Raw genomic sequence first — 12,259 nt, forward strand, 5'->3', positions numbered from 1 at the left:
CGGAATGATAAACTACTGTAAAGTTCATATGCTGCGGAATAAAGTTAATAATCGTTAGTGCATGTCGTGGAATATGCGCTCACCAGACGATTCCAACGTAGACGCGACGCGACGACGATTCCTGAAAGCGACCGGCGTCACCGCAGTGGGGCTCGCCGGATTCACCGGCTCTGCCGCGGCGTTCGAGGGCGACGACGGCGACATCACCGGTCCCGCCGACTTCCCACGAGCGACCACGCGCGGACACTTCGACATCCACTGGTGGTACGGCGACCAGTTGACCGACGGCCACACCGCGTGGGACTACAGCACCGTCGGCGACATCCCCGGCTACGGCAGTAGCGCCGACCCGGACGAAGTGATGATTTCGATTCACGGCTGGCTGGTCGAGAAGTCGGCCGCCCCGGACCACTTCCAGACTATCAAGACCTCGCTTCGGAACAACGGCTACGACCAGCCGGTCATCGGCTTCAGCTACGACTCGGACACTAGCACGACCGACTGGTGGCCGGCGACTGACATCGCCGAACGCAACGGCAAGAAACTCGCCAACTTCATCCGGTACTACCGCTCTCAGACCGGTGCCGACGTGCGACTCATCGGCCACTCGCTCGGTGGCAGGGTGCTGGTCTCGACGCTGAAGGAACTCAACGGACTCGGCGAGCAGGACTCCATCGAGTCCGCCACGCTCCTCGGCGCGGCCGCGGACAACGACGCTGTGTCGGTCAGCGGCGAGTACGGTGACGACATCGCCGCCGTCGCCGGTCACGTGGACAACTACTGGAAGGACGAAGACGACGTGCTGAACTGGGCGTACTCGACCGGCGAGTTCGACTCGGCAGTCGGCGAGGAAGGCTGTGAGGGCACCCCGCCAGCGAACTACACCGACCACAACGTCAACTACGTGCCGGACCACTTCTCGTACCACGAACCCGGCGACGGCTGTATGTCGGAAGTCGTCTCGAACTTCTAATCTCGCGCTCGGCTATTCTCTTCGCGTGAGTCGCCGCGCAGTCTGCACGGCATACTTCGCGTGCCCCGCCCCGAGCAGGTAGTAACCACAGACCTGCGCACGCGGATACTCCTTGTCGTTCCAATCCAGCGCGTCGTCGCCAGTGTCGATGCGCTCTCGTGCGGTTTCGAGAAGCCGACGAATCACGGGCGCGCCTTCCGCGTGCTGGTACGCCGATTCGAATTCGCTGACCGCAGTTCGCTTCGCGTCGGCGACCGTACTCGCATCGACCGTCTCGGTCTCGCGGGTAATTTCGAGATGTGCAGTCCCGTACCGCCACGCGAGAAATTCCTGCAACGACTCGGCGGCGGTGACGGCGGCGTAGACTCTGTCGCCCAATTTGCGCTGTCGGGTCGCATCGCGCAAACGCGACTGGCCATAGTACCAGCCGTGAGAGGCGATTCGGTCGCGGGCCCGCAGGTAGGGACCGTCTTCGAGGTGGTCGAGCGCGTCCTCGTCGCGTGCTTCGTGCATCTGCGTCGCCTGCGAGTGCAGGTCCTCGTAGTTGCGCGCCAGTGCGTCTGCGAACGGGTCTCGAACGGGGTCGCGCGAGCGATAATCACGGTAGATTCGCTTGCCATCTTCCAAGTCCCGCTTCGCCGTCTCGACTGCCGAAACGAGGCTCGCGGCGGCCTCGATGGGATTCCCGTCGTCGCCCTTCTCCTCTTCGCCGTTTTGCGCGTCGTCCTCGACGTACCCGTCGAGGCGCATCCTCGTCTGGCGGGCGTTGTACTCTGCTCGTTCGACGTGAACGACGAACAGGTCGGTGTACCCGCAAGTGTAGTCGATACCGTCGCGGAACTGCTCAGCACCGCCGTACAGTCGCTCGGCGTCCTCTACGTGCTTCTCGCGGTCGAATCGGTCGTTCAGGTAGCGCGCCGCACCGAGCGTCTTGGCAGCCTCGCCAACCGCGTACTGGCACGCTTCGAGCGTTTGGAGCGTTGCCGTGGTCTCGTCTACGTCGGCCAGAAAACTTTCGGCCATCTCCAACTTGCTCTCGAACGAACTGTGCTGATGTCTGTCGAGTGCCGAGGTATCGGCGCGGTCCCACGCGGTTCGAGCATCTTTCAGAACTCGCTGGCCGTGTTTGCGGGCCGCTTCGGCGTGACTCGGAGTGACGGAAACCTGCGGTCGGAGTTCCGGCACCGACTCGCGTCTGGCGAGTTCTAGCGCGACGGCGTCGGGGACGCCGAGCGCGACGGCACCGATGGACCCGCCGCCGAGGACCGCTCCGGCGGCGAGAAAGTGGCGGCGGTTCACGGGCGACACCCCGTGGTGGTTGCACTTTCGAGTTGGAGGGACATACTCGTGACCAGATAGAGTATCGACAAAAATGTAGCGACGGCGGAGACACGAACCGGTGCCTCGCAGAATTAGGCCAGTAGTTTATCAACTATCACGTCGAGTGTTAGCACATGAACCGCACGCGTCGAGGTGCGCTCCTCGCCGCCGCCGCGGCAGTGATGCTCGTGGGGGGCATCTACCTCGTCTTTCGCCAGGATGCGGTACTGACGCTTGTGGGAATTCTGCTCGTCATCGGCAGTGCAATCGTCTTCCTCGTGGATACGACAGACTTGCTCGTGCTGGCGGAACGTCGCGCGAAAGAGTAGCGCGGAACGAGAGAAGCGAAGAGAAAAAAGCGGAGCGAACAACGAACCGCTTACCAAGTCCCGTGGAAGGTATCGAAGCTCAAGTCTTCGAGTGGCTTGTTGCCGACCGCAATCTCGTACTCGCCGGGCGTGAGCATCGGCTTGTGGAACTGCGGGCCGTCGTCGGTCGTGATGCGTGGGCACCCCGTATTCACGAACGCGTCCATGTCGAAGTTGCGCAGACGGTCAGGTGTCACCTCGTCCATGGTGATGAGGTAAGCGTCGTCGTTGTCGTCCAGAATTTCTTGGGCCTGCTCCCAGCGACCTTGGCCGATTTTCGTACAGAAGATCACGCCCCACTTTTCGGCGTCCATCGCCTTGTGGACCGAGGCGTAGCGTTGCTTGAGGAACTTTTCTGTATCTGCAATCGTCACGACGTTGTTCACGGGGTCGGCGATGACGACGTTCTTGTCGGGATGCTCCATTGCAAGGCCGAGCGGGTGGAACTTCCCGCCGCCGACGTACAGCACTTGGTCGGCGTCGATGTCGGCGCTGGCGTAGTTACAACCGAGGACCTGCCCCTCGTGGGTCAGGCGGTCGTCGCCCCGGCGAGTGTGGACTTCGTAGCCGCGCTCGTCCAGCCAGTCTTTCATCTCTTCGAAGCGGTTCATGTGCTGGGCGGTCGTCACGAGACCGACGTCGGGATTTTCGTCTGGGTCCGCGAGTTCCTCCAGCGACTCCTCCATGATGGGGAAGACGTCCACGTTCGAGAACAGCGGGACGTAGATGACCTTGTCCGTGTTCTTCATCGGCGAGTGGCCGAAGTGGACGAACACGTCGGTGCGCTTCATCAGGAAGGTGTCGAGGTCACAAGCCCCGTAACAGGGCTGGCCGGAAATCATCACGGTCACGTCGTCGGGGACGAGCGCGCGGATGTCGTCGGCGACTTTCGGGCCGCGACGCTTGAGACCCTCGGGGAACTGCAAGCCGACCTTGGTGGCGTCTCGCTCTTCGACTGCCTCGACAATCCTGTCGAGTTCGTAGTCCCACTCCCGGTCGTGCTTGAGCGACATGCCGGTCTTCCGGAGGTCGCCCTCGCTATACTCGCTCTCTTGGCTCATTGCAACGGGGTTGTCGTTGCGGGCGTTTAAGTGCGGTGTTCTGGAAGTGGGTGGGATGGTTGGAAAGAGTTAGTGAGTACGTCGGTGCTGCTTCTCGTTCCGGAGGAACGAATATACGAAGGATAACGGACACAGAGAAGCTTCCTGCTCACACGATACAAAGGAGAACCGCACAGCACCGCTCCGCGAGGGCACACACCTCCCCAACCGATTCCTTCGCTAACGCTCAGTCATCCCTCACGTGAACGGGCGAATCACCTCTGGGATTCGCCCGCACGCGCCGGTCGTCAGCGAAAATACGCGAAACTGAGTTCATGTCATCGGCGCGCGCTGGCGCGGCTCAATGCCGCGCCAAACCCGTGCGAGGGATGAGCAACGAAAGCCCGACAGACGCGACACGTCGCGCCGGTCGTACTGAGTCGCGCAGTCGGGTGGGGAGGTGTGTGGCCGGTGCGGTCGCGGTGCGGTGCTGTGCGGTCCCACCTTGGTTTCGGGAGTAGCTAGCTGCACTGCGTCACATAGTTCTAATAAGGCGAGACTGATTTCTCAGCGACAGCAACTAGCTCCGACAACCCAAGATAACGTCTCCATCCGGCACATCTAAAACGCCACAGGTCTAAGCCCGCGACATGAGCATCGAGACCGAAGCCGACGGCGAGACCACGAACCTGAGCCGACTCGAAGAACTCGGCAGCGAACTCGGCGAGCGCATCGCCGAGTCTACGGAGTACCAGCAGTTCGAGGAAGCGAAGGAGGCCGTCGAGAACGACGCCGAAGCGCAGGAGCGAGTCAAGGAGTTCGAGCAACTGCGACAGGAGTTCATGCTCGCGCGCCAGACCGGCGAGGCGACACAGGAGGACGTAGAGAAGGTCCGCGAAGCGCAGGAAGACCTCCACGAACTGCCGGTGATGGCCGAGTACATGGAAGCACAGGACGAACTCGAATCGACGCTCGAAGCCGTCAACGAGGCTATCTCGGAACCGCTCGCGGTGGACTTCGGCGAGCAGGGCGGCGGTTGCTGTCAGGAATAGACGACTCAGCTTTCTTTCTCACCTAAGCTGTCGGCGACGACGGAGCGGACGCCGCGGCGGATGCGCTCTGACACCGCTTGGTCCGAGACGTTCAACTCGTCGCCGAGCGCAGAGAGTGGCGTCTCTCGCGGCACTTCGAAGTAGCCGTGGTCAAGTGCTAGTCGGAGTGCTTCTCGCTGGCGGTCGGTCAACTCGTCGTCGGTTCCGCTCGTCGATGATTCCGGCCCGTACAGTCGCTTGAGCGAGAACTCGACGTCTTCGTCGAGACAGTGCTGGCGAAACTCCGATAGCGCGTCGCGGGAGGGGAACCGCATCTTCGCGTCCCACCTGTCGCCGGACCCGACCAGTTCGAGCATGGCGGCACCGAGACCCACGTAGACCGGGTACAGCGTGACGGGGTGGTCGGTCAACTGCGCGCGGTACAGGCGACACTCGCCGTCGCCACTGCCGTCGTATCGAGACAGTTCGACCGCCGACCCGTCTTCGACTACGTCGAGACGAACCACGTCGGTGACGCTCGGGTCGGCGTGCAACTCGGATTCGAAGCGGTCGAACCACCCGCCGTGGGCCCAGAAGAACAGAATCGGGCGTTCCGGGTCGGTTGCGAACTCTCGTTCGACCTCGACAGTTATCTCGGGGACTGTGCGGAGCGTCGGAGAGAGTACTAACTCTTCGGAGACTGTCCGAAATTCGGCGACTACACTCATGGAGAGGCCCTTGCCACTACGACGATTCGAACCCTTAAATTTGCGGCCACGAACACACCGGTATTTAGGGGGCGGCACGGCTAAGTGCGTCCTCGTAGAGAGTCGTCGTGGGTGGGAGAATGGACGACGACACAGACACGACTATCACGAGCGAGGAGACGAACATCACCACGACCCACGAGACGGTCCGGACGTGGGTCGAGAGCAACGGCGCGAAACCGGCACTCAGAACGGACGAGACGCAGGGTGAGCGAGAGCTTCCGTACATCTACTACCCCGGAACCGACGGCGACGACGACGAATCGGTCGAAGAGACGTCGTGGGAGGCGTTCTTCGAGCGCTTCGACGCCCACGAGTTGGCGCTCGTCCGTTACGGCGACCGGCCGAACGAGGGTCCCGGCCAACTCGAACTGGTAGACCGTACTGGCGCGTACGAGGAAGCAGAGCGAGACACCGACCCCAAATCCAAAGTGACCGAGACCACGGAAGCGCCTGCCGAAACGGCGGCCGAGGCAGCCGTTTCGGCCACGAACGAAGCCCCGTCACTGTCGCCAGACGACGGCGACGTCGGCAAGCGCGTCGTGAACGCCAGCGGCGAGAAGGTTGGGGTCGTCACCAAGGTAGACGAAGCCTCGTCGATGGTCTACGTAGACCCGAATCCGGGCATCGCCGACAGAATCAAGACTCGCCTCGGATGGAAAAGCCGCGACGAAGAGGCCTACTCCGTGTCGGCGGAGCGCATCGAAGCTATCGAGGACGACGAGGTCCGACTGAAGAGTCTGTGAAGACGTGAGACTCCGGGAGTTGTAAGCTCGCCGCGAACGCAAGGCTTACCGGCCTCGTCGTCAACTCCTCGCGTATGACGATTCACAGCGACTGGGGCGACTGGCTCCCGCGAGCAGTCGCCGAGGCAGCACCGGATGGCGTCGCAGTCTGGTATCTGGGCTGTAACGGCTTCGTCCTGAAGGCCGAGCAGACCACCATCTACATCGACCCGTACCTCGGCGTCGGTGACCCACCGCGAACCACGCGGATGATTCCGGTACCGTTCGACCCCGAAGACGTGACGGAGGCCGACGCCGTGCTGGCCACGCACGAACACACCGACCACGTTGACGGACCGAGTCAGGCTCCGATTCTGGCGAACACTGGCGCAAACTACTACGCGCCCGACGACAGCCTCGCAGTCGCTCGGGACGACGAGAACTGGACCGACGAGTGGAACGTGAGCGACGACCAGTTCGAGGAAATCGAGGAGGGCGACAGCTTCGAAGTCGGCGCGTTCACGATTCACGTCGAACCCGCCCACGACCCCGACGCGACCCATCCCGTGAGCTACGTCGTCGAGTACGAGGACGCGACCTTCTTCCACGGCGGCGACACCAAGCCCAGCGACGAGTTCGCACGAATCGGCGAGACGTACGACATCGACCTCGGCGTGCTGGCGTTCGGCACCGTGGGCAACATCCCGGACAAGCAGACCGGCGAACCGACGCGCACGCGCTGGTACAACGACGAGAATCAGGCCGTCGAGGCAGCCAGCGACCTGCAGTTCGACCGTTTCCTGCCGAGCCATTGGGACATGTGGAAGGGCATGACTTCGGACCCGAAGGTACTGCACCACCACGCGAAGAGCTTCGAGTATCCGGAGCGACTGGAACTCGTAGAAATCGGCGACAGAGTAGACCTCTAAGTTCGACCCGACCACCTTCCCGACAGTTATTTTACAGCTCGATACTGATACGTAGTCGATGCCTCGCTCTCCATCGCAGTCGCTCGGGTGGCACGACCGAATCGAGCAGTACACGCCGGACGGCGCGCTCGGCAGGACACTGTTCGGAGTGGTCTTCGGCCTCGGTCTCGGTTCGTTCCTGTTCTTCGCGGGTATCGTGCAGGTGACCGGCCCGGTCTCGCCGCTGTTCCTGAGCGAACTCGTCGGACTCGCCTCGGTGCCGGTCGGTTCGGCATTGCTGGCGATTTCGCTGGTTGTCCTCTGGCCGGTGTACCTCTCGTTGATTGGCAATCTTGAGTCGGTGAAAGAGTACGAAGTCGGGAGAAGTGAGCGTGTGAGTAGCGATGCGAGAGTGCGACGCGACGAAGACGACCCCGAAGAGATTCTGAAACGACGATACGCGGCCGGTGAACTCTCTCAGCACGAGTTCGAACGTAGGTTGGACGGGGTTCTGGGCGTGGATTCTGGACAGGGTCGGGAAACGCAAGTCGAACACGAAATCGAGTGAAGAGTCAACGCGTAGAGAAGGAACAGAGTAATCGCAGTGAAGCTATCTACTCCCGAAACCGGGAAGACCGCACCGCGACGGCCACACACCTCCCACCCGACTGCGTTTCTCGGGTTCGGAAGACGCGACCCGAATGGTCGCGTCTTCCGCGCTGTGATACTCGTCTCCCGGCAGACAAACCGCGTCTGCCGAGCTGCTCGAAAACCGAAGGTTTTCGGCATTGCAGGACCGGAGGTCCTGCAAGCTGTCAGACGTAGTCTGACAACATCACGAAAGGGCTTCGCCCTTTCGAACGACTTCGTTCACTGCGTTCACGAAGACCTCGCACGTGTCTGGCCGCGGCCTCAACGCCGCGGCCAGCGCGCGCCGTTCCCGAGGACAAAGGTCGTGAAAGAGACGCCCAACTTCCTATTCTGTCCTCACTTCCACAGTCGAGTCCGACCCTGAAGCCGAACTGTTCCGGACGAACGACTCGTCGCCAGCGAGCAAGACCACCGACTCGTCGCTGACCCTGACCACGCGAAATCGGAGCGGGCCGTCAAGCCAGATGTCGCCTGATTGCTCGCCACGGGCCGCGAGATACTCCGTTAGGGTGGTTTCGAACTCGTTGGCTTCCGCTGGGGAGTCCCAACGAGTCGCCCAGACGAAACTCCGGTTCGGGCCTTCGACTGGCACGACTTTGTCGTTGCCCCAGCCGTCGGCACCGCTCGACGCCCGCGAAGCGTTCAGTTCGGTCGCGAGGAAGATTCGCGTCATCAACTCGCCGTTGGTGTCGGCGAGTCCGACCGACCGGTCGTCTGTGAATGCCGTCGAGACCGAGAGTGGCTTCGGCGGTTCTGACCCCGGCGTCAGATTGTGAAGCAACTCCTCGGTCGTTCGCGGTGGGTCGTCGTACACTGTTTCGAGACCCGACGGGGAGTCGAGTCGGGCGTCGAGGTACCGGTAGCCGAAGTAGTAGCGCGCCAGCGAGTACTGGGCCGCCGAGGGGGCGTTTCGGTACTGCGCGTTCGAAATCGTCGGCGAACCACGCCCCCCGAGGTACTCGCGGTCGTAGGCGACCTCGGTGTAGACGCCCGCACCTTCGACGACGCCGAGGTAGACCAGATACGTGTCCCGAGAGTAGTCGTCTCGGAGCGAGAGCGCGCGCTGAAGTCGCGTGAACGCATCGCGCTGGAACTGCACCGTGTGGGTGTACTCGTGGGCAAGCGTCCGCTCTAGACTCCGTTCGTAGCGCGGCGCGGTCAGGCGCTCGTTCACGACGACTGAGTACGCCGACGGCACGTAGGCCGCGACGGTGATGCCAGTCGGTCGGGAGTCGTCGCCGTCGTCCGATTCTCCGTCGTCTCGTTCGCCACCACCCGAATCCTGTCCGACACCCATCACGCCGAGAAACGTCCGACTGGTCGTCGATTGCCCGCTCCCAGAACCACCGTTCGGACCGCTCGGCGAGGCCAACTCCTCGGGAGATTTAACGAGCAGAACCGTCGGCGGCGAAGCGTTCGCGCCGAGCAGTCCGATAGTTCTCCCAAACGTTCGCTCGTGGTCTATCGGGAGCGACCCGCCGCTGACGGGGATGTCGTAGCCGGATTCACCACTCTGTGTGGTCGCGTTCGAGTCGCTGGGAACGGTCGTCGTCTCGACGGGGTCGTTCGCGTCAGGCGGGGCACCGTTCCCAACGGCGTTCGTCGTCGGATTCGCAGCGGGGGCCGTACACCCCGCGAGCAAGAGACAGAAGACGCAGACGATAGCGGTCCGTGACACGTTTCACCACGGGGACCGCCGGAGCAAAGGAGTTGCGGTGACCGAAGTGAAAAGTCAGTCCAACTCGCGGGCGAGCGTCTCTCGAAGTCCGCCGATTTCGGCCGCGTCGTAGACTAGCGACTCGTCGCCGACCGAGAGTTCCAAGACGCCAGTGTCGTCGCTCTCGCCGAGTTCCGCGATTGGGGCGACGCCGTCGAACGCCGTGCGAACTGCTTCAGGGTCGGTGGTCTCCACCACTGCGCGCCCTGGCGTCTCTGCGAAGAGCACTTCGATGCTCGAAACGTCCACCGTCGCACCCGCCTCCTCGGTGACCATCTCGGCGAGCGTGACCCCGAGGCCACCGTTGCTCACGTCGTGAACTGCGAGCGACGAGTCGAGGTTTGCGACTTCCGCGAGTGCCGCCACGACTTCGCTCGCGTTTTCCGGGAGTTCGGGGAACTGGTCGCTCCCGCCCATCTGCGCGAGATACTCTGAACCGCCCAACTTCGCGCCGCCGTCGTCGCCGACGACGAGCAGGGTACCGTCACCTGAGAGCGCGGCGGGCGGCGCATCGTACCCTTCTTTCGTGCCGGTCATCGCCAGCGTCGGCGTCGGCGGAATCGGCCCCGACGGCGAGTCGTTGTACAGCGAGACGTTGCCACCGACGACGGGCACCGAGAGTTCCGAACACATGTCGGCCAGACCGTCTACGATTCCTTTGAAGCCGCCGTACACGTCGGGTTTTTCGGGGTTGCCGCCGTTCAGGCAGTCCACTGCCGCGAGGGGTGTCGCGCCCTTCGCCGCGATGTTCGTCGCGTTTTCGAGTGCGACGGCGCGAGCGCCGTCGTACGGCGCGGCAGTCGTCCAGTGCGGAATCGCGCCCGAAGAAAATGCGAGTCCGGTTTCAGCTTCTCTGAGCGCCAACACCGCCGAATCGTCACCCGGGCCAGTCGCCGTGCGGACCTGCACTTCGTGGTCGTACTGTCGGTAGACCCACCGCTTACTCGCGCAGTTTGGACTGGCGACGACTGCTTCGAACGCCTCCCTGAGGTCGGCGTCGGGCAGGTCCGTCTCTTGTTCCTCCGGGTTCTCAGACGCTAAGTCGTTCATCGGCGCGCCTTCCCCAAGGAAGTAGGCGTCTACGTCTACGACAGTTTCACGACCTCCCGAGTCGCTTCTCTCCTCGGTCGGCTTTTCCGAGTCGTTCGCCTCGCTATCGAAGGTGCAAGTGTAGTTGCCCTCAGTGACTTCGCCGATGACCGAACAGCCGAGGTCGTACTTCTCGGCGATTGCCTCGACTGCTTCGACGTTCTCCGGCGTGACCTCGTAGCACATGCGCTCCTGCGATTCGGCGAGCAGGATTTCGAGCGCGTTCATGTTGGGTTCGCGCTGGTGGACGTCCTCCAATCGAATCTCACAGCCGAGACCGCCTTTGGCTATCATCTCCGAGGACGCGCCGCCAAGTCCGGCCGCGCCGAGGTCGCGGGCCGCCTCGATGAGGTCCTCGTCCAACAGTTCCTCGTTGGCTTCGACGAGCAACTTCTCGGTGTAGGGGTCCCCAACCTGCACGGCGGGGCGGTCCTCCGTTTCGGCGTCTTCGCCCAAGTCCTCGCTAGCGAAACTCGCACCGCCGAGGCCATCGCGGCCCGTCGCGTTGCCCACGAGAACGAGTTTGTTGCCGACTTCCTTGGCGTCGGCAGTCACGAGGCGGTCTTCGGAGAGCAGTCCGACGCACGCGACGTTGACGAGCGGGTTACCCTCGTAGTCCGGGTGGAACTCCGTGCTGCCCGTGACCGTCGGGACGCCAATCGAGTTGCCGTAGTCCGAGATGCCCTCCACGACGCCGTCTAGCAGGTAGCGCGAATGCTCCCTCTCGAAGTCGCCGAAGTACAGCGAGTCAGCCAGGGCGATTGGGTAGGCACCCATCGAGAGCGTGTCGCGGACGATGCCGCCGACGCCTGTCGCCGCGCCGTCGTAGGGGTCCACGAACGAGGGGTGATTGTGGCTCTCGATGCCCATCGTGATGTAAGTGCCGTCCGCGACTTCCACGACTGCCGCGTCGTCGCCCGGCCCGACGACGACCTGCTCGCCCTCCGAATCGAAGGCAGAGAGCAGGGGTCGAGACGAGCGGTACGCACAGTGTTCGCTCCAGAGGTTTTCGAACAGCGCCGCCTCCGCCGGGGTCGGTTCCCGGTCGAGTTCGGCGACGACCAGTTCGCGGTCTTGCTCGGAGAGACTCATTCACTCTTCTGTACAGACAGGGCAGATTAATGCCTTTCCATGTGCAGGGACGTGCATACCAACGAGGAGTCGTCCGAGTTCGGACGTTCCCGCGAGCGAGACGGTTTTTCCGGCATATTCAGTTCTGGATTCTGACACTATCTCCTCAAATCTGACACTTACTCCGTCCGACCTCGAACTAATAAATCTCATGATGATATACAAAACTGGTGGCGAGGGAGTCTGCATCGGTGACGGGTAGCGCGCTGCTTAGACCGTACTATTTGCCAGAAGAAGCGCTCCGAACCGCAATTCGGTACGACTATCGGTTCCCAGTTGCGACGAGAACGAGACCGAAGACGACCCCGATTACGACGAGGACGAGACCGCTAATGCCGTAGAGTTCTGCTGGGCTGAGTCGAAACTGGTCGCCGTACTTAGCGATACCGGCGGAGAGGAGGAGCGTGACCCCGGAGCCAGTCAGTACTGTTGCGAGATCGAAGCCAGCCGGATTACCGAAATCGGACACGTCACGTGATATTCCGTGAAAACAAATAGCACTGACGGCTACAAACGAAAGTCCCCTTTCAAACGAGCCG

The 12,259-nt window shown here is 62.4% G+C and carries 12 protein-coding genes; 6 read left to right on the forward strand and 6 right to left on the reverse strand.

Annotated features, from left to right (window positions below; all coding sequences use genetic code 11):
* Positions 1 to 73 precede the first annotated feature (73 nt).
* Entirely contained in the window at positions 74 to 973 is a 900-nt protein-coding gene (locus tag F7R90_RS08815) for an esterase/lipase family protein (RefSeq protein ID WP_158057020.1), read from the forward strand.
* A gap of 12 nt (positions 974 to 985) precedes the next feature.
* Here the strand turns inward: F7R90_RS08815 and F7R90_RS08820 are convergent, their stop codons facing one another.
* A complete protein-coding gene (locus tag F7R90_RS08820; RefSeq protein ID WP_158057022.1) occupies positions 986 to 2,272 on the reverse strand; it encodes a hypothetical protein in 1,287 nt (428 codons plus the stop codon).
* 155 nt (positions 2,273 to 2,427) lie between these two features.
* Here F7R90_RS08820 and F7R90_RS08825 point away from each other — a divergent pair, with 155 nt between their 5' ends.
* Complete coding sequence (locus F7R90_RS08825) at positions 2,428 to 2,622, forward strand: hypothetical protein (protein WP_158057024.1); 195 nt, start codon at positions 2,428 to 2,430, stop codon at positions 2,620 to 2,622.
* A gap of 50 nt (positions 2,623 to 2,672) precedes the next feature.
* Here the strand turns inward: F7R90_RS08825 and dph2 are convergent, their stop codons facing one another.
* Positions 2,673 to 3,722, reverse strand: coding sequence for a diphthamide biosynthesis enzyme Dph2 (gene dph2 / locus F7R90_RS08830; protein WP_158057026.1), 1,050 nt, complete (start codon positions 3,720 to 3,722; stop codon positions 2,673 to 2,675).
* Positions 3,723 to 4,351: 629 nt separating this feature from the next.
* Between dph2 and F7R90_RS08835 the strand changes: the two genes are divergently transcribed.
* Positions 4,352 to 4,753 (forward strand): YlbF family regulator, encoded by a 402-nt coding sequence (locus F7R90_RS08835; RefSeq protein WP_158057028.1) that lies wholly within the window; start codon positions 4,352 to 4,354, stop codon positions 4,751 to 4,753.
* A 5-nt stretch (positions 4,754 to 4,758) separates the two neighbouring features.
* On the opposite strand, the gene F7R90_RS08840 is transcribed toward F7R90_RS08835, so the two are convergent.
* Complete coding sequence (locus F7R90_RS08840) at positions 4,759 to 5,460, reverse strand: helix-turn-helix domain-containing protein (RefSeq protein WP_158057030.1); 702 nt, start codon at positions 5,458 to 5,460, stop codon at positions 4,759 to 4,761.
* A gap of 119 nt (positions 5,461 to 5,579) precedes the next feature.
* Between F7R90_RS08840 and F7R90_RS22525 the strand changes: the two genes are divergently transcribed.
* The 3 genes from F7R90_RS22525 (at position 5,580) to F7R90_RS08855 (ending at position 7,700) form a co-directional block, all read left to right on the forward strand.
* A complete protein-coding gene (locus F7R90_RS22525; protein WP_225741302.1) occupies positions 5,580 to 6,245 on the forward strand; it encodes a hypothetical protein in 666 nt (221 codons plus the stop codon).
* Between the two features lie 74 nt (positions 6,246 to 6,319).
* Positions 6,320 to 7,153: an MBL fold metallo-hydrolase gene (locus tag F7R90_RS08850; protein WP_158057031.1), complete on the forward strand. Its 834-nt coding sequence runs from the start codon at positions 6,320 to 6,322 to the stop codon at positions 7,151 to 7,153.
* 58 nt (positions 7,154 to 7,211) lie between these two features.
* The gene (locus tag F7R90_RS08855) at positions 7,212 to 7,700 is read left to right on the forward strand and encodes an SHOCT domain-containing protein (protein WP_158057033.1); all 489 of its coding nucleotides are present in this window, start codon (positions 7,212 to 7,214) and stop codon (positions 7,698 to 7,700) included.
* Between the two features lie 408 nt (positions 7,701 to 8,108).
* On the opposite strand, the gene F7R90_RS08860 is transcribed toward F7R90_RS08855, so the two are convergent.
* The 3 genes from F7R90_RS08860 to F7R90_RS08870 form a co-directional block, all read right to left on the reverse strand.
* The gene (locus F7R90_RS08860; protein WP_158057035.1) at positions 8,109 to 9,461 is read right to left on the reverse strand and encodes a hypothetical protein; all 1,353 of its coding nucleotides are present in this window, start codon (positions 9,459 to 9,461) and stop codon (positions 8,109 to 8,111) included.
* 54 nt (positions 9,462 to 9,515) lie between these two features.
* Entirely contained in the window at positions 9,516 to 11,681 is a 2,166-nt protein-coding gene (purL, locus tag F7R90_RS08865; protein ID WP_158057037.1) for a phosphoribosylformylglycinamidine synthase subunit PurL, read from the reverse strand.
* A 301-nt stretch (positions 11,682 to 11,982) separates the two neighbouring features.
* Positions 11,983 to 12,189, reverse strand: coding sequence for a hypothetical protein (locus F7R90_RS08870; RefSeq protein ID WP_158057039.1), 207 nt, complete (start codon positions 12,187 to 12,189; stop codon positions 11,983 to 11,985).
* Positions 12,190 to 12,259 lie beyond the last annotated feature (70 nt).

It is taken from the genome of Halorussus halophilus (assembly GCF_008831545.1).
GTDB classification, from domain to species: Archaea; Halobacteriota; Halobacteria; order Halobacteriales; family Haladaptataceae; genus Halorussus; species Halorussus halophilus.